18 protein-coding genes are annotated in these 19,923 nt (G+C 73.4%); 12 read left to right on the top strand and 6 right to left on the bottom strand.

The features are described 5' to 3' along the window. Window positions 1-300: 300 nt before the first annotated feature. The 9 genes from VGC13_RS17180 to VGC13_RS17140 are packed head-to-tail and all read left to right on the top strand — an operon-like array spanning window position 301 to window position 10,879. Entirely contained in the window at window positions 301-2,223 is a 1,923-nt protein-coding gene (locus VGC13_RS17180) for a chemotaxis protein CheA (RefSeq protein WP_331126561.1), read from the top strand. Then, window positions 2,213-2,599, top strand: a complete 387-nt coding sequence (locus tag VGC13_RS17175; RefSeq protein ID WP_331126508.1) for a response regulator — start codon at window positions 2,213-2,215, stop codon at window positions 2,597-2,599. The genes VGC13_RS17180 and VGC13_RS17175 overlap by 11 nt, the downstream gene beginning before the upstream one ends. Then, the gene (locus VGC13_RS17170) at window positions 2,596-3,015 is read left to right on the top strand and encodes a chemotaxis protein CheW (protein ID WP_331126507.1); all 420 of its coding nucleotides are present in this window, start codon (window positions 2,596-2,598) and stop codon (window positions 3,013-3,015) included. The genes VGC13_RS17175 and VGC13_RS17170 overlap by 4 nt, the downstream gene beginning before the upstream one ends. Beyond that, window positions 3,012-4,994 carry a methyl-accepting chemotaxis protein gene (locus VGC13_RS17165; RefSeq protein ID WP_331126506.1) on the top strand — a complete coding sequence of 661 codons (1,983 nt, stop codon included), beginning with the start codon at window positions 3,012-3,014 and terminating at the stop codon, window positions 4,992-4,994. Before VGC13_RS17170 ends, VGC13_RS17165 begins: the two co-directional genes overlap by 4 nt. Next, complete coding sequence (locus VGC13_RS17160) at window positions 4,987-6,855, top strand: HEAT repeat domain-containing protein (RefSeq protein WP_331126505.1); 1,869 nt, start codon at window positions 4,987-4,989, stop codon at window positions 6,853-6,855. Before VGC13_RS17165 ends, VGC13_RS17160 begins: the two co-directional genes overlap by 8 nt. Further along, on the top strand, window positions 6,855-7,697 hold the full coding sequence (locus tag VGC13_RS17155; protein ID WP_331126504.1) for a protein-glutamate O-methyltransferase CheR: 843 nt from the start codon (window positions 6,855-6,857) through the stop codon (window positions 7,695-7,697). Before VGC13_RS17160 ends, VGC13_RS17155 begins: the two co-directional genes overlap by 1 nt. Further along, complete coding sequence (cheB, locus tag VGC13_RS17150) at window positions 7,694-8,752, top strand: chemotaxis-specific protein-glutamate methyltransferase CheB (protein WP_331126503.1); 1,059 nt, start codon at window positions 7,694-7,696, stop codon at window positions 8,750-8,752. The genes VGC13_RS17155 and cheB overlap by 4 nt, the downstream gene beginning before the upstream one ends. Next, window positions 8,752-10,380 carry a hybrid sensor histidine kinase/response regulator gene (locus tag VGC13_RS17145; protein WP_331126502.1) on the top strand — a complete coding sequence of 543 codons (1,629 nt, stop codon included), beginning with the start codon at window positions 8,752-8,754 and terminating at the stop codon, window positions 10,378-10,380. Before cheB ends, VGC13_RS17145 begins: the two co-directional genes overlap by 1 nt. 13 nt (window positions 10,381-10,393) lie before the next feature. Continuing rightward, window positions 10,394-10,879, top strand: a complete 486-nt coding sequence (locus tag VGC13_RS17140) for a hypothetical protein (RefSeq protein WP_331126501.1) — start codon at window positions 10,394-10,396, stop codon at window positions 10,877-10,879. A 108-nt stretch (window positions 10,880-10,987) separates the two neighbouring features. Here VGC13_RS17140 and VGC13_RS17135 read toward each other — a convergent pair whose 3' ends face one another. The 3 genes from VGC13_RS17135 to VGC13_RS17125 form a co-directional block, all read right to left on the bottom strand. Further along, on the bottom strand, window positions 10,988-11,359 hold the full coding sequence (locus VGC13_RS17135; RefSeq protein WP_331126500.1) for a hypothetical protein: 372 nt from the start codon (window positions 11,357-11,359) through the stop codon (window positions 10,988-10,990). Window positions 11,360-11,724: 365 nt separating this feature from the next. Further along, window positions 11,725-12,318, bottom strand: a complete 594-nt coding sequence (locus VGC13_RS17130) for a hypothetical protein (protein ID WP_331126499.1) — start codon at window positions 12,316-12,318, stop codon at window positions 11,725-11,727. A gap of 172 nt (window positions 12,319-12,490) precedes the next feature. Beyond that, window positions 12,491-13,669, bottom strand: coding sequence for a lamin tail domain-containing protein (locus VGC13_RS17125; RefSeq protein ID WP_331126498.1), 1,179 nt, complete (start codon window positions 13,667-13,669; stop codon window positions 12,491-12,493). A 337-nt stretch (window positions 13,670-14,006) separates the two neighbouring features. Between VGC13_RS17125 and VGC13_RS17120 the strand changes: the two genes are divergently transcribed. Beyond that, window positions 14,007-14,603, top strand: a complete 597-nt coding sequence (locus VGC13_RS17120; protein ID WP_331126497.1) for a helix-turn-helix domain-containing protein — start codon at window positions 14,007-14,009, stop codon at window positions 14,601-14,603. A gap of 5 nt (window positions 14,604-14,608) precedes the next feature. Continuing rightward, window positions 14,609-15,427, top strand: coding sequence for an SRPBCC domain-containing protein (locus VGC13_RS17115; protein ID WP_331126496.1), 819 nt, complete (start codon window positions 14,609-14,611; stop codon window positions 15,425-15,427). Between the two features lie 157 nt (window positions 15,428-15,584). Here VGC13_RS17115 and VGC13_RS17110 read toward each other — a convergent pair whose 3' ends face one another. The 3 genes from VGC13_RS17110 to VGC13_RS17100 all read right to left on the bottom strand — a co-directional run bounded on the left by VGC13_RS17110 (window position 15,585) and on the right by VGC13_RS17100 (window position 18,745). Further along, complete coding sequence (locus VGC13_RS17110; protein WP_331126495.1) at window positions 15,585-16,004, bottom strand: hypothetical protein; 420 nt, start codon at window positions 16,002-16,004, stop codon at window positions 15,585-15,587. Between the two features lie 31 nt (window positions 16,005-16,035). After that, window positions 16,036-16,890: a hypothetical protein gene (locus VGC13_RS17105; RefSeq protein WP_331126494.1), complete on the bottom strand. Its 855-nt coding sequence runs from the start codon at window positions 16,888-16,890 to the stop codon at window positions 16,036-16,038. A gap of 508 nt (window positions 16,891-17,398) precedes the next feature. Then, a complete protein-coding gene (locus VGC13_RS17100; RefSeq protein ID WP_331126493.1) occupies window positions 17,399-18,745 on the bottom strand; it encodes a DUF1343 domain-containing protein in 1,347 nt (448 codons plus the stop codon). A gap of 287 nt (window positions 18,746-19,032) precedes the next feature. Here VGC13_RS17100 and VGC13_RS17095 point away from each other — a divergent pair, with 287 nt between their 5' ends. Further along, window positions 19,033-19,752 carry a hypothetical protein gene (locus VGC13_RS17095; RefSeq protein ID WP_331126492.1) on the top strand — a complete coding sequence of 240 codons (720 nt, stop codon included), beginning with the start codon at window positions 19,033-19,035 and terminating at the stop codon, window positions 19,750-19,752. Window positions 19,753-19,923 lie beyond the last annotated feature (171 nt).

The following is a 19,923-nucleotide window of genomic DNA, read 5'->3' as shown; positions in this document are numbered from 1 at the left end:
CGCACCCGGCGCGGAGTGCATCGGCACCGCAGCAACGGATGTGCGTGTTGGGGGCGTGTGTGTCCGCGGGTCGGCCCGGGCGATTGAATTGAATTGAAATCGCGGCTGGGAAAACGCGATGTCGGCCTGCGCCGACGGGGTCCGGCGGCGGCGGGCACCCTGCATGAATACAACCCGATCAGCCGGGCGCCTGACCCGCCGTGGGCACGGTGGACCGGGGTGAACCGCGCCTGTGGTCGAAGCTTTGCATAGCGAAAACCGTTTCCCCGCGCGCGGGACCCACACGCAGAGGCGGACGCACTGTCGGACCTGCTGGACCTATCCGAGCTCTTCGGCGACTTTCGCGACGAGGGCCGCGCCCAGCTGGCGCGGCTCGATGCCGTGCTGCAGGCGCTGGAAGCCGGCCAGGAGCCGGACGAGGCGCAGCGGACGGAGCTCATGCGCGCGCTGCACACGCTCAAGGGAAACGCGGCCATGCTGGGCCTGCGCCCCATGCAGGAGCTGGTGCACGGGGTGGAGGACGCCTTCAAGCGCGCGCCCGAGCCCGCCGTGCTGCCGCTGGACGCGCTGCACCGCACCGCCACCGCCCTGCGCCACGCGCTCGAAGCCGCCGGCGCGCCCAACCAGGACGAGGTGTTCGCGCCGCTCCCCGCCCTTCGCGCCGCGCTGGCCGACGCGCTCGCGGCCCCCGCGCCGCCCGCCGCGTCCGAAGCCGCTTCGTCGGCGGATGCGGTCGCGCCTGGCGACGGTCCCGCGGTGGACGAGCCGGATCCATCGCCCGCATCCGCCGTCCCCGATGCCGCGGACGAAGGCGCGCGGGACGATCCGGAAGACGCGCGGGAGGATGGGGGCGATGCGACCGCATCCGCCGCGCTCGCCGACGCCGCCGACGCCGCGCTCGCCGAAGGCGGTGCCGAGGCGCCCTACGATCCCGAGGCCGCGGCGCCGACGGCGGAGACCGAGGCCGCCGCCGTGGCGGCCGCGACGCCGCTGGCCGAGGCCACGCGGCGGGGGGACGCGTGGAGCGGGGTGCGCGAAGAAACGCTGCGCATCCCCTTTGCCCGGCTGGACCCGCTGCTGAGCCAGGTGGACGACCTGGCCCGCGCCGTCGAGGGGCTGCGCGCCTGGATGGCGGAGCGCGCGGAGGCGCTGCGCGACGCCGGCCTGCGCCGCGGGCTGGGCGAGCGGCTGGAAGAGCTGGACACCGCCGCCTCGGCCGTGCGCCGGAGCGCCACCGCGCTGCGCCTGATCCCCGTGGAGCGCGTGTTCTCGCGCTTTCCCCCGCTGGCCGCCGACCTGGCCCGCGAGCGCGGCAAGCGCGTGCGCGTGGAGCTGCACGGCGAGGGGACGGAGCTGGACAAGGCGACGGCCGACGCGCTGCTGGACCCGCTTCTGCACCTGGTGCGCAACGCCGTGGACCACGGGGTGGAGCCGCCCGAGGAGCGCCGCGCGGCGGGAAAGCCGGAGACGGCGACCATCCGCCTGTCCGCCGCGCAGGAGGGCGACCGCGTGCGCATCGAGGTGGAGGACGACGGCCGCGGGCTGGACCGCGCGCGCATCCTGGCCCGGGCGCGGCAGCTGGGGCTGGTGGCGGTGGAGGACCAGCCGGACGCGGAAGAGACCGACGACCTGCTCTTCGTCCCCGGCTTCAGCACGCGGCTGCAGGCGGACGAGGTGTCGGGGCGCGGCGTGGGGCTGGACGTGGTGCGCGACGCCGTGCAGCGGCTGCGCGGCCAGGTGCGGGTGGAGGACGGCGAGGAGGGCGGCACCCGCTTCGTCCTCCTCGTCCCGCTGACGGTGGCGCTGGTCCCCGTCCTCTTCTTTCAGGCCGCGGGCGAGACCTTCGCCATTCCCGCGCTGGACGTCGAGGAGACGCTGCGCGCCGGCGCCCCCGGCCGCGTGGGCCCGGCGGAGACGGTGGACGTGCGCGACGAGGCGCTGCCGCTGGTGCGCCTGGACCGCGTCTTTGGCTGGGACCCGGCGCCGGACCCGCGCTTCGTCCTGGTCCTGCGGCGCGGGGCGCGCGCCGCGGCGCTGGGCGCCGACCGGCTGCTGGCGCAGGACGCGGCCGCCGTGCGCGCGCTGCCGGCCGCGCTGGGCGGCCCGCGGGGCGTGTCGGGCGCGGTGGTGGACGCGCGCGGCCGCGTGGTGCTGCTGCTGGACCCCGGAGAGATGCTGGAGATGAACGTGGACCTGTACCGCGGAGGGACGGGTGGGGGATGAACGGCGGCGGGTGCTGGTGGTGGAGGACAGCCCCATGATGGTGCGCATGTACAAGATGGTCCTGGGCCCGCGCTACGAGCTGGCCCTGGCCGCCGACGGCGCCGAGGGGCTGGACGCCGCCGCCCGCGAGCCCGCGCTGGACGCGGTCGTGGTGGACATCAACATGCCCGGGATGGACGGGCTGGAGTTCATCCGCCGGCTGCGGGGGGAGCTGGGGATGACGGACGTTCCCGTGCTGGTCTGCTCCACCGAGGCGGGCGAGGCCGACCAGGCCGCCGCCCGCGAGGCGGGGGCCAACGGCTTTCTGCCCAAGCCCTGGCAGCCGGCGGAGCTGCTGACGGCGGTCGAGGCCCAGCTGCGCCGGGGGGCGGCGTGAGCACCCTGGCCGTGCGGGTGGGCGGGGCCGAGTTCGGGCTTCCCGCCGGGCGCGTGCGCGAGGTGCTGCGCCCGCCGCCCCTCACCCGGGTGCCGTTTCCGCCGGACGGCGTGTGCGGCGTGGCGCAGGTGCGGGGGACGGTGCTGGCCGTGGTGGACCTGGGCGCGCGGCTGGGGATGGGCCCGGTGGGCGCCGCCGGGCGGCTGGTGGTGGTGTGGGGGCGCGGCCGCGAGGCGGTGGGGCTGCTGGTGGACCGCGTGGTGGGGCTGGTGGATGAGGGCGGGGACGAGCTCCCCCCCGACGAGGCGGAGGCGGCGCTGCCGCCCGGATGGCTGGCCGGCGTGTCCGTGCCCGCCCCCGGGCGCCGCGTGGCGCTGCTGCACCTGGAACGCGTCCTGGGCGAAGAGGCGACATGAGCCTGGCGGAATGGTTCGGCCACATGCGGGTGCGCAACAAGATCATGCTGGGCTTTGCGCCCGTGCTGCTGCTGATGTCCCTCATCGCGCTGGCGGTGGCGGCGCAGGGGCGGCGGGTGGCGGCGCTCGACGCCGAGTCGCGCCGCGCCGAGGCGGTGCAGCGCGAGGCGGTGGACCTGGAGATCGCCCTGGCCGACCGCACCCTGGCGCTGCGCGACTACCTGCTCAGCGGCCAGGACACGGCGCTGGCGATGTACGCCGAGGCGGACGGGCGCGTGCGGCAGCGCCTGGACGCCGCCCGCGGCCTGGTTCGCGACCCGGTGCAGAAGGCGCGGCTGGACAGCGCCGCGGTCCTCGCCGCCAACTGGGTGGACTCCGTCGCCACGCCGGGGATGGCCCTGCGGCGGGCCACCCTGCAGCCGGGCGGGCCGGGGATCGACAGCGTCGTCCGCTTTTTCCAGAGCGGCGTGGGCCGGCGCGGCGCCAACCGCGCCCGCGCCGTGCTGGCCCGCTTCGACGAGCGGGCGCAGGCGCTTGCGGCGGAGCGGCGCGACGAGGTGCGGGCGGCCACCACCCGCGCGCGCGACTTCGCCATCGGGCTCACCGCGCTGGGGATCCTGCTTTCCCTGGGGGCGGCGTGGCTGCTGGCCAGCCGCATCAGCCGCCCCCTGCAGCAGGCGGTCGACTTTGCCGTGGGCGTGTCGGAGGGCGACCTGACCCGCCAGGTGCACACCGACCAGCGCGACGAGCCCGGGCAGCTCATCGTCACCCTCAATCGCATGTCGGGCGACCTGCGCGAGGCGTTCGGGGGCGTGAACACCGCCGCCGCGCAGACCGCCGCCGCCGCCGACCAGATCGCCGCCACCTCGCGCCGCCTGGCCGAGACGGTGGACGATCAGGTGGCCGCCACCGAGCAGACGTCGACCTCCATGGAGGAGATCGCCTCGCAGATCACCCGCGTGGCCGCCAGCGCCGAGTCGCTGGCGGCGTCGGTGGAGCAGACCTCCAGCTCCATCGCGCAGATGGGGCAGTCCATCGAGCACACCGCCGCCAGCGCCGACACGCTGGGCTCGGCGGTGGAAGAGACGTCCGCCACCATCGAGGAGATGGCGGCCAGCATTCAGCAGGTGGGGCGGCACGTGGACGAAACGCGCCGCATCGCCGCCGAGGCGGAGGGCGCGGCCACGCAGGGGGGTGCGACGGTGGGGCAGGCGGTGGACGGCATGCGCCGCATCCACGACGAGGTGAACCGGCTTACGGAGCGCATGCGCGTGCTGGGCGGGCAGGGACAGTCGGTGGGGCAGATCTCCGAGACCATCGAGGACATCGCCGACCAGACCAACCTGCTGGCCCTGAACGCCGCCATCGAGGCCGCCCGCGCCGGCGAGCACGGGCGCGGCTTCGCGGTGGTGGCGCAGGAGATCCGCCGGCTGGCCGAGCGCGCGGTGGAGTCGGCGCGCGAGATCGGGCAGACCATCCGCGCCGTCCGCGGCGGGGTGGACGCGGCGACCGAGAGCAGCGGCGCGCTGGCCGAGCGCACCCAGCAGGGGATCGGGCTGGCCGAGGCGGCGTCCGCGGCGCTGGAGCGCATCGTCGCCTCCGCCGCGCGCACCAGCCAGCTGATGCAGGAGGTGGCGATGGCCACCGAGCAGCAGATCATGGCGGCGGGGCAGGCGCAGCAGGCCACGCAGCACATCCAGCGGGTGGCCGACGAGGTTCGCATCGCCACCCGCGAGCAGTCGCTGGCCAGCCGCCAGATCGTCCAGGCCACGGAGAACATGAACCAGCAGACGCAGGAAGTGTTCGCCGCCACCGGCGAGCAGAAGCGGGGAGGCGAGATGATCCTGCAGGCGACGGAGAACATCGCGCAGGGCGCGCGTGCCGCGCAGACCTCCGTCCGCGAGGCGCAGCGCGCGGCCGAGGACGTGGCGGCGCAGGCGGCGCAGCTGACCGAGCTGGTGAGCCGCTTCCGTGTCTGATCCCGGCGCCGCCGACACCCTGGCCCAGCTCCTCGCCGCGGGGCGGGGCGACGAGGCCGCCGCGCAGGCGCTGGCCGCCGCCGCGGACGAGCGCCCCTGGATGCGGAAGGGAACGCTGGCCGCGCTCCCCCGGCTGCGGCAGGCCCGCCTCCTGCTCCCCGCCTTCGAGGCGGCCCTGCGCGACGGGGGCGACGCGGGGCGGCGCAACGCGGCGCGCTCGGCGCTGGCCGCGCTGGCGGGGCCGGACGCCCTGCCGGTGGCGCTGCGGCTGCTGGACCGGCTGGCGCGCCACGACGGCGACCCGGACGTGCGCCTGCTGGCCGCCTCGGCGCTGGGCGAGTCCGCCAACCCCGCCGCGCGGCCGGGGCTGGAGGCGGCGCTGGCGGACGCGGAGGCCAACGTGGCCGCCGCCGCCGCCGACGCGCTGGGCACCCTGCGCGACCCCCGCTCGGTGGAGGCGCTCGCGGCCGTGGTGGCCTCGGGCGATCCCTGGCGCGCGCTGGCGGCGGTCTTCGCGCTGGGCCGCATCGGCGCGGCGCGGGCGCTGCCGGCGCTGGCCGCCGCCGCGGAGGACCCCATGCTGGCCGGCGCGGCGGTGGAGGCCATCGGCGAGCTGGGCGACCCCGCGGGGCTGGACGCGCTGCGGGAGCCGGCGGCTTCGGACGATGCGGAGCTGCGGCGCGCCGCGCTGGCCGCCGCCGCGGGGCTCCTTCCCGGCGCGCCGCCTCCGCCGCCGGAGTGGCTGCGGGCGGCGGCGCGGGCGGACGGGGCGGACCTCGCCGCGCGCTTCACCGGCGGGGCGTCGGTGGACGACTGCGCGGCGGTGCTGCTGGGCGCGGCGGGGACGGAACAGGCGGCGGCGCTGCTGGCGGACGCGCTGGGCGACCCGGAGCGCGGGCCGGCCGCCGCGGGCGCGCTGGGGCTGCTGCCGGCGGAGGTGGCGCTGGCCGTCCTCCTTCCGCGCGTGGAGACGGCGGAGGGGGAGATGCGCGAGGAATTGCTGGCCGCGCTCCCCCCGCTGCCGGACCGCGCATCCGCCGCGCGGGTGGCGGCGCTGCTGGGGGACGCGGACCCGGAAGTGCGGGCGACGGCGGCGGAGGCGCTGGGGCGCGCGCGGCCGGAGGCGGAGGTCCGCGGCCTGCTCGCCGAGGCGCTGGCGGATCCGGCGCGGCGGATGGGCGCGGCGCTGGCGCTGGGCCGCCTTCCCGGCGGCGACTGCGCCCTGCTGGTCCCCCTGCTGGCGGACGCGTCCGCGGAGGTGCGGCGGGCGGCGGCGGAGGGGATCGCCCGCTGCCCGGAGGGCGGCGCGGCGGCGGAGGTGGCGACCGCGCTGGGGCGGGAGACGGACCCGGCCACCGTCCGCGCCCTGGCCGCCGCGCTGGCGGCCACGGGGGGAACGGGGGCGGTGGCGCCCCTGGCCGCGCTGGCGCGGGGGGAGGACGCGGGGGCGCGCTTCGCCGCGGTGCGGGCGCTGGGGCGCACGGGCGCGCCGGACGCGCTGGAGGTGCTGCTGGAGGTGCTGGCCGGGGCGGGGGACCCCGGCGTGGAGGCGGCGGCGCTGCAGGCGCTGGGCGAGCTGGGCGACCCCCGCGGCGCGGACGCCGCCGCCGCGCGGCTGGAGGGGGACGACCGCGACCTGCGCCGCGTGGCCGCCGTGGCGCTGCGGAAGATGGCGCCGGAGGGCGCGGCGGAGCGGCTGGTGCGCGCCCTGGGCGACGCGGACTGGCGGGTGCGCCTGGCCGCCGTGCGCACGCTGGAGCGCGTCCACGCGCCCGAGGCGGCCGGCGCGCTACGGGCGGCGGCGGAGCACGACGCCGACGCGCTGGTGCGGCGCGCGGCCAAGCGCGCGCTGGCGGGCTGATGGCGGTCGCCTTTACGGACGAGGAGTTCCGCCTGTGGGCCGAGTGGCTGGCGGAGGAGTTCGGCCACCGCTGGGGCCCCGAGCGGCGGGGGATCCTGCGCACCCGGCTGGAGCCGCGCCGCGCGGCGCTGGGGCTGGACAGCTTCGACGCGCTCCTCTTTCACCTGCGCTTTCACCCTGAGCGCGAGGCGGAGCGGGAGCGGCTGCTGCCGCACCTGACCAACAACGAGAGCTACTTCTGCCGCGAGCGGGGGAGCCTGGACGTGATCGCCGGCGAGGTGATGCCGGAGCTGGCGAAGCGGCTGGGCGGGGCGCAGGCGCAGGTGATGAGCGCCGCCTGCGCCACCGGCGAAGAGGCGTACACCCTCTCGATCCTGGCCCGGGAGCGCGGGCTGTTCACCGCGCCGGGAAGCCTGCGGGTGACGGGGGTGGACGTGGACCCGCAGGCGCTGGAGCGCGCCCGGGCCGGCGTGTACGGCGAGCACGCCTTCCGCGGCACGGAGCTTCCCTGGCGCGAGCGCTTCTTTACCCCGCAGGACGAGAAGACGTGGGAGGTGCGTCCGGCCGTGCGCGAGCCCGTGCGCTTTCGCGCCGGGAACCTGGTCCAGGACGGCTGGTGGCGCGGACTCGCGCCCCAGCACCTGGTCCTCTGCAGGAACGTGATGATCTACTTCGACGAAGCGAGCGTGCTGCGGGCGGCGCGCGGGCTGTGGGAGGCGCTGGCCCCCGGCGGATACCTGTTCCTGGGGCACGCCGAGAGCCTGCGCCACGTCCCCGTCCCCTTCGAGCTGCACCGCCGCCCCGGCTCGCTCTTCTACCGCCGCCCGCTGGAGGGCGCGTGAGCGGCTCCGCACGCGTGCTGCTGGTGGACGACAGCGCCTTCGTCCGCCGCGCCACCGAGCGCATGCTGGCCCCGCTGGCCGGCGTCGCCGTGGTGGGCACGGCGCGGGACGGGGAGGAGGCGCTAGCCCAGGTGCGGGCGCTGCGGCCGGACCTGGTGATCATGGACGTGGACATGCCGGGGATGGACGGGCTGGCCGCGCTGGAGGGGATCATGCGCGACTGCCCCACGCCGGTGCTCCTCCTGTCCTCCCACACCCAGGCGGGGGCGGAGGTCACCCTGCGCGCGCTGGAGGCCGGCGCGGTGGACTTCATGGACAAGGGGGGCGCGGGGACGTCGATGGACATCCACGCCCTGGCGCCCGTGCTGCGCGAAAAGGTGGCCGCCGTGCTGCGCGCCCGCGCCGTCCCCCTGCCGCCCCCGCCGGTGCCGGCGCGCGGGGATGGGCCCGCGCCCTTCACCCCCGCGCCGGCGGTGCACGCGGGGCGCTACCAGGTGGTGGCCATCGGCTCGTCCACCGGGGGGCCGCGGGCGCTGGCGGAGCTGATCCCCGCCCTCCCCGCCGGCTTCGCGGCGGCGGTGGTGGTCGCGCAGCACATGCCGTTCGGCTTTACGGAAACGCTGGCGGAGCGGCTGGACCGGCGCAGCGCCGTGCGGGTGGCCGAGGCGCGCGACGGCGACGCGGTCCTTCCCGGCACCGTGCTCATCGCCCCCGGCGGGCGGCAGATCAAGGTGGTGCGGGGGGCGGACGGCAGGCTGTCCGTGCGCGTATGGGACGACCGCGCCAGCCTGCACAAGCCCAGCGTGGACGTGCTCTTCGAGTCCGTGGCGCACGCCGTGGGCGCCGCGGCCGTGGGCGTGGTGCTGACGGGGATGGGAAGCGACGGCGCGGCGGGGCTGGCGTGCATGCGCGCGGCGGGCGCGCGCGCCCTGGTGGAGAGCGCGCGCACGGCGGTGATCAACGGCATGCCCGCCGCCGCGCGGGGCGCGGCGGAGCGCGAGGTGGACCTGGACGAGATGGCCGGCGTGCTGGCCCAGCTCGTGGGAGTGGCCTGATGGCGCGCGTGCTGGTGGTGGACGACCAGAGGGTGTCGCGGGCCACGGTGGCCGCCATCCTTTCCAGCGCCGGGCACACGGTGGAGGGGGCGGCGTCGGGGCCGGAGGGGATCGAGCGCGCCCGCGCCGCCGGGCCGGACGTGATCGTGCTGGACGTGCAGATGCCGGGGATGGACGGCTTCGAGGTGGTGGAGCGCTTGAAGCAGGACGCATCCACCGCCCCCATCCCCATCCTGCTGCTGACGGCGCAGGCCCCCAGCGACGAGCTGGTGGTGCGCGGGCTGGCGCTGGGCGCCTACGACTTCCTGAACAAGGGGTGCAGCCGGGCCGAGCTGCTGGCGCGCGTGGGGGTGATGGCGCGCATCAAGCGCGGCTACGACGAGCTGTCTTCCGTGGCGCGCGTGTCCGGGCTGGCGCTGGAGGCGGGGGACCTGCAGGCGCTGGGGGACGGGGTGGCGGGGCAGGTGGCGCGCACCTTTCGCGCGGACGCGGTGCTGCTGCACCTGCCCGGCGACCCCTCGGTGGCCGAGGTGCGCGCGGGCTGCGGGGTGGTGCCGCCGGACCCGCACTGGTTCGTGATGCTGGACCTGGTGCTGGAGCGGCTGTCGTGCCGCCCCGGCGCGCCCGCGGTGGCGCTGCAGCCGGCGGAGGTGTGGCCCAACGCGTTCGGCGCCGGGGCGGGGGTGTGCGTGCCGCGCTCCAGCGGCGGCCCCGCCGTGCTGGCCGCCTTTCGCGCGGACGCGGTGCCTTTTGGCGACGAGGACCTGGCGCTGCTGGCCCTGCTGGGGCGGCAGGCCACGCTGGCGCTGGACAACGCGGTGCTCCACGCGCAGACGCGCCAGCAGGCGCAGGCGCTGGAGGAGCAGGCGGCGGCGCTGGCGCGGGTGATGACGGAGCGGTCGCGCTTTTTCGCCAGCATGAGCCACGAGCTGCGCACCCCCATCAACGCCATCCTGGGGTACGGCGACCTGCTGCTGGAGGGGGTGTACGGCGACCTGTCCGAAAAGCAGTCGGGGGCGCTGGACCGGGTGGTGCGCAGCGGGCACCACCTGCTGGAGCTGGTGAACGACGTGCTCGACATCTCCAAGATGGAGGCCGGCAAGCTGGAGATGATGCCCGAGCCGGTGCCGCTGGGCGCGCTGCTGCGCGAGATCGCGGCCACCGTCGAGCTGCAGGCGCGCGAGCGGGGGCTGGCGCTGGAGCTGCGGCTGGACGACGACGTCACCGTGGTCACCGACCCCGGCCGGGTGCGGCAGATCGTGCTGAACCTGCTTTCCAACGCGGTCAAGTTCACGGACGAGGGGGCGGTGCGGGTGGTGCTCTCGTCGTTCGGGCGCTGGGCCGAGGTGCGGGTGGAGGACACGGGCGGCGGCATCGACGCGGCGGACCAGGAGCGGGTGTTCCAGGAGTTCGAGCAGGCGCCGAGCGCGGCGGGCCGCGGGGGCACGGGGCTGGGGCTGCCGATCTCGCGGCGGCTGGCGGGGCTGCTGGGCGGAAGCCTTGCCCTGCGGAGCACCCCCGGCGAGGGATCCACCTTTACCCTGCGCCTCCCCCTGACCCCGCCCACGGAGCTCCTGGGCGACGCGCCCGCGCAGGCGCTGGATGGACGCCCATCGTCATCCCCCTGAACCACGGAGGCGCATGAACACGCGAGAGATCGCCGGCTCCCTGGCCACGCTGCTGGCGGAGCTGGTGGACGGCGCGCCGGAGGGTGGCGCGTACATGCTGAACGGCGGCGATCCCGGACTGCTCCGCTCGCTGGACCGGCTTTCCGCCGAAGCCGCGTCGGCCTCGCCGGACGGCGGGGCGCCGATCGCGGCGCACGTGGAGCACCTGCGCTATGGGCTGTCGCTGATGAACCGCTGGTCCGGCGGCGAGAACCCGTTCCGCGACGCGGACTGGAGCGCCGCCTGGCACCGCACCTCGGTCACGGACGCGGAGTGGGCGCAGCTGCGGGCCGACCTGCGCGACGAGGCGCACCGCTGGCTGTCGACCGTGCGGGCGCCGCGGGAGGTGGCGCCCATCGAGCTGAACGGGATGATCGGCAGCATTGCGCACCTGGCCTACCACGTGGGCGCCATCCGCCAGATCGACCGCACCGCCCGCGGCCCCGCCGCCAACGACTGATCCCGAATCCGGAAAACAACACCTTTATGGGTACAGAGGAACAGAGTCAGACAGAGGGCGTTCTCTGTCTGACCCTGTTCCTCTGTACGATTATTCTTTTTCAGGTGATCAGAACAGGTAGCAGCATCCTTCGATGACCACCGTGCCGTCCTCGCACCGCGCGGAATCCACCGTGTCCACGGCCCAGGTGCCGGCGACGTCGGCGGGCGGGGCGAGCAGCATGGGGCCCAGCACCTCCTCCGGATGGATGAAGAACTCCAGCACGTCCGTCAGCAGCGCGGGCGCGGCCAGCAGCTGCTCCAGCGGCGGATAGCCGGCCCGCCCCAGGTCGTCCGTGCTCCCCGTGAGCGCGTCGTCCTCCTTTGCCTGGCGGACGTACTCCGCGTACGGCTCCCGCAGCACGTCCAGCAGTCCCGCCGCATCGACGGACAGCGCGTACGTCGCGGCGCGGCGGCCGGTGCGCGCGCTGCTCAGGCTCATCTCCGGCAGCCACAGGTGCCCCGGTGGCGCGGGATGCCCATCGATCGTGATCGATGCGTTCAGCCCTGAGCGGAGGATTCATACTGGTTTCGCCAAAAATGTCATTCTGAGGGAGGCGCCGCCCCGCAACTCGCTCGTACACTGCACCCTGGCGCCGACCGAAGGACCTCGCCAGCAGAACGACGGAGCTGGTCCCGTGCCCTGATCTGGCCCCTGCGCCACTGAGACGAGGTCCTTCGGTCGCGCGCAATCTGTAGTGTGACTTCTCGTTACACGTGATGCGCTCCCTCAGGAAGTCACCGCTTCGTTATGGGATTTGAGGTTTCGCAACCCCTCAGAATGACAGGCGTTTCCGCGGAACGGTATCAAATGGACGGGCCTCCGATGGCGATGGCGGAGCCGGCGAAGGGGACGATGCTGGTGTAGCCCGACAGCTCCGCGGCGGCCGCGGCGGCGGAGGTGCCCCACTGGGTGATCCCGTTCGGCATCAGCCGGCCCAGGTCGTACCGGCGGCCGCCCAGCTCGAAGGGACGGCTGGAGACCAGCCGGGCGGAAAACACGTTCAGCCCCAAGATCGGCCGGTCATTGGCGCCGACGCCCACCGTGGCGCCCGTCACCACGGCCACGCGCCGGAACCGGGCGACTTCCTCGCCCGCGCCAAAGGAGGCGGGATCGTCGAAGGTGGCGCCCGGCTGACGGTTCAGGTAGACGCTGAAGTCGCCCACGGCATCCATCCCCAGCGCCAGGCCGCCGTTCCGCAGGGTGGAGGCGGTGAACGGATCGGCGAGAAAGGTCAGGTACGCCGTCGCTTCGCCCGGCGCGCCGCTGAACAGGGGTGTATCGATCCCCTGCAGGTGCAGAAAGTAGCCGGCGTCGCGCAGCGTGCGATCTTTGTCGTCGGCGGCGTAGAAGCGGCCAGTTACGTACCAGGCGACCTCGCCCGGAAGAATTCCCTGCATCATCCCCCCCACGCGTGCGGTGTTCGCTGGATACACGGCAGCAAGCTGGCGGGCAATGCGGCCGGGAGCAACGGTTTTCATCCCCCGGTGCGCGGCAAGCGCTGATGCAGAACCGCCCGCCGCTCCACAAGGGAACGGCGGGCGGCGTTCGTGCGGCCGAAGGGGCCGGGCGTCAGGGCGTGTAGGTGGAGTTCTGCGCCTTGGGGGTGCCGCGGCCACCGGGGCCGTACACCGCCGTGACCAGCGCGTCGGCCCAGTTGCTTCCGTCCATGTTGCTGTTGTCCAGCGCCGGGTTCAACAGCTCGCGGCTGACGCCGTTCTGGGCGCTGATCGCGGCGGAGGCGAACTGGGTGCGGTCGATGGTGAGCGTGTCCTGTCCGAACACCCGCGAGATCTTGACGGCGTCCAGGCTGTTCTGGAAGAACAATGCCCCCCCGTACGCGTAATCCACCGGCACCCCGCCATTGTTGGTGGTGTTGGTGGTATTGCCCAGGACCACGTAGGCGCCGGGCGCCACCGGCACCGAGGAGCTGATCAGGTGGTACGGCCGGCGCCCCGAGGCCGCCGAGTCGGTGATGACCATGTCCTGCAGGTCTACGGCCAGGGTGCCGGCGTTGTACAGCTCGAACCACTCGCCGCTGGCGTCGGCGATGGTGCCGCCCGGGTTCACCAGGACCTCGTTGATCACCAGCAGCGGCTGCACCTCGGTGGAGATGAGCACCCGGATCTGGAACGCGTTGACCTCCGGGGGCTTGTTGAACTGCCACGTCTTGCTCGCCGACACCTCGTCCTTCGACAGGATCTCGGTATACTGGAAGTACGGCTGGGCCGCCTTGTTGAAGGTGGCCGCACCGTCCGCGTTGGCCACCGTGACCTCGCCGCCGGCGCCGATGGTCTTGGGCGGCTCGAAGAAGAACACCCGGATCCCCTCGGGATCGGGCGTTACGCCGTCCGGCGTGCCGATGGCCTCGTTCAGCAGGTTCTGGACGGTGACGTCGATGCTGTAGGTCTGCGTGCCGGCGTCGTACTGGATGTTGCTGGAGGTGAGCGTCACGTACTGGTTCTGCCCGCCGATCAGCACGCCCCGCGCCTGCCCGGTGCCGGGCGTGGCGGCCGCGCAGCGCATCCCCTCGCCGACGGTCACGGTGCAGTCGAAGGCCTGCAGCGCACCCACCGGAAGCACCGGCTGCGGCGTGCGCGTGCCGACGGGCTGGTCGGAGCAGGCGCCCAGCGCCATGGTGCAGACAACAGCGGAAAACAGAAGCCGGCCCGGACGGGCGGCCCGAGAGGTGGGGCTGCGCATGCTCTTGTCGACGTACGTGGGGACGGAGGAAGGCACGGCTGCCGCCATGCCTGTCGATCTTGCCCACGTGACCGCGAAAGGCCCGGTCCGCAGGGTGCTTAACCGCCTCGACTGTCTGGCGGCTGACCGGCCCGAAGCGGGGCGGACCGGTTCCCATCGTGCACCTGCTCCACCCAATGTCGCACCTCGGCACCTCCGGGGCAACGGTTGCGTTTCTTTTCCCCCCCCGCGCACGGCCGCACCCGGGTCTTTCTCCCCCGTCCGGGGCAGATGCCGCCAGCCCCAGGTGCCACCCCGTCGCCGCGGGCCCGCCGTGCACGTTTCAGCCGTTTTCATCGCGCACGCCATTCTTGACAATAAAATTTGTCAAGGCTAGGATTACGGCATGCTCGACGTACAGGTGATCGACGATCCGGCCGCCGCGGCGGCCGCGCTGGAGCCGGTGCGCAGCCGCCTGCTGGCGGAGCTGTCGCGGCCGGCGTCCGCGGCGGCGCTGGCCAGCCGCGTGGGCATTCCGCGGCAGAAGGTGAACTACCACCTGCGCGCGCTGGAGGCGCACGGACTGGTCGAAGTGGCCGATACGCGCCGCTGGGGCGGGATCACCGAGCGCATGCTGGTGGCCAGCGCGGCCTCGTACGTGGTGTCGCCAGGGGCGCTGGGGCCCGCCGCGGGCGACCCCGTGCGCCGGGCGGACCGCCTGTCCGCCGCGTACCTCATCGCCTTGGGCGCCCGCATCGTCCGCGAGGTCGCCGGCCTGGTGCGCGGCGCCGAGGCGGCGGGCAAGCACTTGGCGACGCTCGCCATCGACACCGAGATCCGCTTTCGCTCGCCCGCGGAGCGCGCCGCGTTCACGGGCGAGCTCGCGCAGGCCGTGGCCGCGCTGGCCGCGCGCTACCACGACGAGCACGCGCCCGGCGGCCGGCCGCACCGGCTGGTGGTCGTGGCGCACCCGCTTCCCATCGACCCCCAGCCGCAGGAGTAGCCGCCATGCCCGTGCACAAGGACGAGTCCGGAAACCGCTACGTGCAGGCCGAGGCAGAGGTGCCCGGCACCCCCGAAGAGGTGTGGGAGGCCATCGCCACCGGGCCCGGCATCACGTCGTGGTTCGTGCCCAGCCAGGTGGACGGGCGGGTGGGCGGCGAGGTGGTCTGCAACTTCGGGCCGGGGATGGATTCGCTCAGCAAGATCACGGAATGGGACCCGCCCCGGCGCTTCGTGGCCGACAGCCGCGACGGCCTGGGGCCGGACGATCCCACGGTGGCCACGGAGTGGATCGTGGAGGCGCGCGACGGCGGCCGCTGCGTGGTGCGGGTGGTGCACCGCTGGTTCATGGACGGCGACGCGTGGGACGCGCAGTACGAGGGGCACACGCACGGCTGGGTCTCGTTCTTCCGCGTGCTGCGGCTGTACCTGGCCGGTTTTCGCGGCCAGTCCGGCGCGCCCGTGCAGGTGATGGGGGTCGCGCCGGAGCCCAGGGACGCCGCGTGGGAGGCGTGGACGCGCCCGCTGGGCCTGTACGGCGCAGCGGTGGGCCAGCGGGTGCAGACGCCGGCGGATGCGCCGCGCCTGGCGGGGACGGTGGAGTGGGCGGGCCAGCCCGCGTGGCCCGAGGAGCTGCTGATTCGCCTGGACGCGCCGGCGCCCGGCATCGCGCACCTGGTTCCGCACGCCATGGGTGGCCAGGTGTACCTGACGATGCGCCTGTACCTGTACGGCGACGACGCTCCCGCCGCCGCGGCGGAGGCCGGGACCGCGTGGCAGGCGTGGCTCCACGAGCACTTCGCCCCGGTCGCCGTGCCGGCCTGACCTCGAGATCCTGAAAAAGGAACCGGCCTCACACGGAGTGAACGCCGGGAGAGGAGGAGCGGAAACATCGAAGCCCCGCCAGTACACGTGTCCGGCGGGGCTTCCGTGCGCATTGCGGGTTCCCACCGCGGGGCATCGGGGAAGCCCCACCCACCGCCTATGATGCCGCCGCGATCACGCGCATTTCCGCGTCCAGCACGATCAGACCTGTTCCGCCGCCGTGGTAGAGCACACCGGGCGGCAGTTCTCGCGTCACCGCCATGACGTAGAAGTCGCCCGCCAGATACCCTCTCCAGGTTTTCGGATACGGCCCTGTTTGCGCCAGCGTCACCGCGCGTGCCATCTGCCGGCAGACCTCCGCGTCGTGTTCATCCGTGAGCGGGCGCACGTCTCCGGGCCTGACGCCCAGCAGGCCGTACCGGTCGCGGAAGGGCCTGCTCTCAGAGGCGGCGAAGAACTGCCGCACATACGCGGCCTGGCGTGGCGAGCCCGCGGGACACCCCTTGTCCGCGGAGCGCGCCGGAGCGTCTGCGCTTGCGCTCAGGCTAAGCAGCAGAAGCAGAACGTGCAGACTCATCGCTGGTTCTCCTGGCATTTGTGGCGCGCGTTCAGTAGCCGCAGCGGCCGTAGGGCGCGTAGGACGACACCGTCGTTGTACCCGTGGCAAGGAATCGCACGATGTTACCCTGGTCGATGGTATACGCGTCGATGTTACGTCCGAGGCTCTGGTTCATCAGCCCAGCCAGCTCAATGTCGTCCTCGTTTGGAAACTTGTCATACGTTCCGTGAATCGGTTGGCCATTGGCATCGAAACCGATCGGTTCGCAACTCGTTTGCACTTCCCCTTCCGTAAACGGGTGCGTGTGAATCCACGCAATTGCGTCCGTGGGGATGGAGAAGGTCCCGATGTGCGGCGAGATCGTACACGGCCCGAAATCAGCATTCGTCCACGTGACGACGTTCAGCCCGGATGCGGTCTGCACGATCCACGCTGCTTGCTCCACCCGCTGGTGCTGCGGGGCGCTGGGGTTGCTGTTCGCCCACAATTCCGCGAATGCGGTTTCGACGACCGGATCGTTGATTACCGGATCGTTGGTTACACACGTGTCAGGTTCAGGTTCTTCGTAGCCGCAATCAGGATCCCAATCCGGGCATTGTGGCGCAGGCCTGGTTCCGCCGCCCCCGCCGCCGCCCCCGCCGCCGCCATCCCCGCCGGGATCGTTCGGGTCGCCGATCGTGCCGCCACCACCACTACCACCGCCGCCGGTGCAGCCCTGCACGGTCGCATCCTCCAGGTCGCCCGGCCCCGTCGAGGCGATACAGTCATCCCCACCGCAGTCGTAGTGGTATGGATCGCATTCGTCCCCGGGGTCGGAGGAAATCGGCGGGCAGCGGTACGACCCGTCAGCCTGCCTGGTGCAATCGCCCGACAGCGCCGGCCCGGCGTCCGAGAGGTCCGGCATCGGGCGTGCCGTGGGTAGATCGCCACAAGCGGCGAGCACAAGCGGCAAGAGGATCGCCGCTTGTCGGAGGAATATGGCTCGTATCATGGGTAGCTCCGTCGCACCGGCCAATGGTTGTTCAACTGCAAAGCTCCATCCGACATCTTTCTGCCCCGTATCCACTCTTTTCCGCCGCGTTGAGGATCATCCGGTCCCCTACCGTGGATTTACCAAATCTAAAGAGCGAAAACGAGCGGCGATAGGAGGGCACTCTTCGACTAAAAGAAGGGCGGAACCGGCATCGGGCTCCTGCCGGGCCCTGGATCGGCTGATCGGGACGGGCCCGGAGCGGATGCCCGTCCCGTGTGAGGCAAGGCTATCATCTGCCAACAAGAAGCGTGTGCGGATGTTGGTTTGACCCCAGCCATCGACCGGCATCGAAAGCATGATGAAAACACGAGAGCCCCGGCGCTTTTGCGCCGGGGCTCTCGCTCATCCTCTCTCCGCGTCTCCGCGTGAGGCGTCTCTTTCAGCGGGTCGCGCGCGGGTAGATGCGGTAGCGCTCGCGGATGGCGTTCCACGCGGTGCGCTCCTGCGTCCAGCGGCGGTCGATCTCGCGCGGGTCGTCGCCGCGGTCAAAGGCCGCGCGGGCCCAGCGCGAGCCGATCATCTGCGTGAACCCGGCGTTCATCACGCGGAACTGCGCCGGGTTCTGCTTCTTCGCCTCGCTCAGCAGCACCAGCGCGGTGTAGGCGGGGCGAAAGGCGGCGCGGTCGGTCACGTCCAGCCGCAGCGTGGTAAAGGTCTGCCCTCGGTACTGCGTATCCACCTTGGGATCGCGGGTGGGGGTGATCTGTACCGGGGTCAGCCGCACGCCGGGAAGGTTGTAGGCGGCCACCGCGTCGCGCAGGCGGTTGGCGTCAAGCCAGGGCGCGCCCACGTAGTTGAAGGGCGAGTCGGTGCCGCGCCCCACGTGCACGTTGGTGCCCTCGCCCAGCACCAGGCCGCTGAACTTGAGCTCCGCGTCCACCGAGCGGATGTTGGGGCTGGGAGGGATGAAGCGCAGCCCCGTCTCTTCGAACCACATGTCCGGGCGCCATCCATCCACCGGCACCACGTGCAGGTCGGCGCCCACGTTGGCCGTCTCGTTGAAGTAGCGGGCGATCTCGCCGGCCGTCATCCCGTGGCGCAGCGGCACGCTGTAGTAGCCGGTGATCACCTGCGTGACCTCGCGCACGTCCATGTCCATCACCGGCCCGTCCTGCGCGTCGGTGATGGGGTTGGGCCGGTCGAGGACGACGAAGGGGATGCCCCGTTTCGCGGCCTCTTCCATCGCCATCGCCATCGTCCACACGAAGGTGTAGACGCGCGCCCCGATGTCCTGGATGTCGAAGACCAGGACGTCGATCCCCGCCAGCTCCTGCGCGGTGGGGCGCTGGGTGCGGTCGTACAGCGAGTAGACGGGAACGCCGGTGCGCGTGTCGCGGCCGCCCACGAAGGTGGCGCCCGCCTCGAGGTCGCCGCGGATGCCGTGCTCGGGGCCAAAGAGCGCCGCCAGCGTTACGCCGGGGGTGCGCGCCAGCACGTCCGCCCCCAGCTCGCCGGAGCGCGTCACGGCGCTGGGGTTGGTGATGAGCCCCACGCGCTTGCCGCGCACCAGGTGCATGGAATCGCGCAGCAGCACCTCGATCCCCGGGATCACGCCCTCACTGCGGGCCTGCGTGGGCTCCGCCGCGGCGGCGGGCGCGGGGCCGGAAGCGGAATCCGCCTCGCCGCCGGCGGCCTGCGGCGGCGACCCGGTGCGGCAGGCGCCCGCCGCCAGCGCGGCCAGCAGCAGGACGCCGGCATGGGAAAGAAAACGTCGTTGGCGATGCATCAGTCTGCGTCCGCTGGGTGAAGAGCTGCCGCCGTCCGTCCGGCGCGGCATCGTAAACCGGATGCCGCCCGCGCGGATGCGGCGATCGATCGCCCTTCCCGCGAATCGCGCGCCGCCGCGCGCGGGCGGGTGCCGGAGCGATCCTTTGCCTCCCTGGTGCCGCCGGCAGCCTTGTCCACCATGTACGGCCGGGCCGGGAGGGGCCTTTTTTCTTGGGAAGACCCGATGGATGTGTTATCTTTTGACCGGACGGTACTCCCTCCCGCAGGCGCGAAGGATTCAGCATCATGCCCTTCCATTCTTCCGTCTCCCTTCCACACACCGCCCGCTCTCCCGTGGGCGAGTTCTCCTGGGACGCGGAAACCGTGCAGCTTCTGGTTCTATCGGGCAGCGGCAGCCTTCTGCAGTGGAACCAGGCCGCACGTGCAGGCCTGGGCAGCCACGTGGAGCTGCGGGACGGCGAGCCGGTGTGGGGGCTGCTTGCCGAGAACAGCGCGTCGCTGCTCCGCGCCAGCATGGAGGAGGCGCGGTCGCACCCCGTCCGCTGCCTGCTGACGTTCACGGACGGGGAAACTTTTGCGTTCACCCTCTCGTGCGCCCTGTACTGGATGGGCGACGTTTGCCACCTGTTCGGTGAGCAGCCGGTGGGGCGCGAGCAGCGGATGAACGAAGAGCTGCTGGCGCTGACCAGCGAGCTGGCGCGCCTGAGCCGCGACCGGGCCAAGCTCGCCGCGCGGCTGGAGAGCACGCTGGCGGAACTGCGGACGTCGCACTGGCACATCCGGAAGATCCAGGAGCATCTCCGCATCTGCGCGGTGTGCCACCGGGTGCCCAGCACGCCGGAGCCGGAGAGCGAGGAGCGCTGGGAGCCGTTGATCCAGTTCCTGGCGGGCAACGGCCTCTTCGTGTCCCACGGGTACTGCCCCCAGTGCGAGGCCGCGGCGCTCGCCGAGCTGGACCGGCTGCTCCCTCCCATCTCCTCCGAGACCGCGGGCCAGGGCGAGTAGCGCGCCGGCGCCAGTTTCCCGACAGCGTACGACGGAGCCCCGGCGCCACCCGCGCGCCGGGGCTCTCGTCGCTCTCCTCGGAGCGCGGGGAATTCCCGGACCCGCCGTCCGTCTGTTGATCGTGCGCGAGCCGAACGTGACGCGCTGACCAGACGGCCCCCAGCTCCCTGC

Origin of the sequence: Longimicrobium sp., assembly GCF_036399255.1 — a bacterium.
Classification (GTDB): domain Bacteria; phylum Gemmatimonadota; class Gemmatimonadetes; order Longimicrobiales; family Longimicrobiaceae; genus Longimicrobium.
This window is presented reverse-complemented; position numbering and strand designations above follow the sequence as displayed.

Excerpts from the sequence above, each read along its gene's own strand:
- VGC13_RS17165 (WP_331126506.1), top strand. The coding sequence starts at position 3,012 with ATGAGCCTGGCGGAATGGTTCGGCCACATGCGGGTGCGCAACAAGATC.
- VGC13_RS17155 (WP_331126504.1), top strand. The coding sequence starts at position 6,855 with ATGGCGGTCGCCTTTACGGACGAGGAGTTCCGCCTGTGGGCCGAGTGG.
- VGC13_RS17145 (WP_331126502.1), top strand. The coding sequence starts at position 8,752 with ATGGCGCGCGTGCTGGTGGTGGACGACCAGAGGGTGTCGCGGGCCACG.
- VGC13_RS17140 (WP_331126501.1), top strand. The coding sequence starts at position 10,394 with ATGAACACGCGAGAGATCGCCGGCTCCCTGGCCACGCTGCTGGCGGAG.
- VGC13_RS17135 (WP_331126500.1), bottom strand. The coding sequence starts at position 11,359 with ATGAGCCTGAGCAGCGCGCGCACCGGCCGCCGCGCCGCGACGTACGCG.
- VGC13_RS17130 (WP_331126499.1), bottom strand. The coding sequence starts at position 12,318 with ATGCAGGGAATTCTTCCGGGCGAGGTCGCCTGGTACGTAACTGGCCGC.
- VGC13_RS17125 (WP_331126498.1), bottom strand. The coding sequence starts at position 13,669 with ATGGCGGCAGCCGTGCCTTCCTCCGTCCCCACGTACGTCGACAAGAGC.
- VGC13_RS17120 (WP_331126497.1), top strand. The coding sequence starts at position 14,007 with ATGCTCGACGTACAGGTGATCGACGATCCGGCCGCCGCGGCGGCCGCG.
- VGC13_RS17115 (WP_331126496.1), top strand. The coding sequence starts at position 14,609 with ATGCCCGTGCACAAGGACGAGTCCGGAAACCGCTACGTGCAGGCCGAG.
- VGC13_RS17110 (WP_331126495.1), bottom strand. The coding sequence starts at position 16,004 with ATGAGTCTGCACGTTCTGCTTCTGCTGCTTAGCCTGAGCGCAAGCGCA.
- VGC13_RS17105 (WP_331126494.1), bottom strand. The coding sequence starts at position 16,890 with ATGCCGGACCTCTCGGACGCCGGGCCGGCGCTGTCGGGCGATTGCACC.
- VGC13_RS17100 (WP_331126493.1), bottom strand. The coding sequence starts at position 18,745 with ATGCATCGCCAACGACGTTTTCTTTCCCATGCCGGCGTCCTGCTGCTG.
- VGC13_RS17095 (WP_331126492.1), top strand. The coding sequence starts at position 19,033 with ATGCCCTTCCATTCTTCCGTCTCCCTTCCACACACCGCCCGCTCTCCC.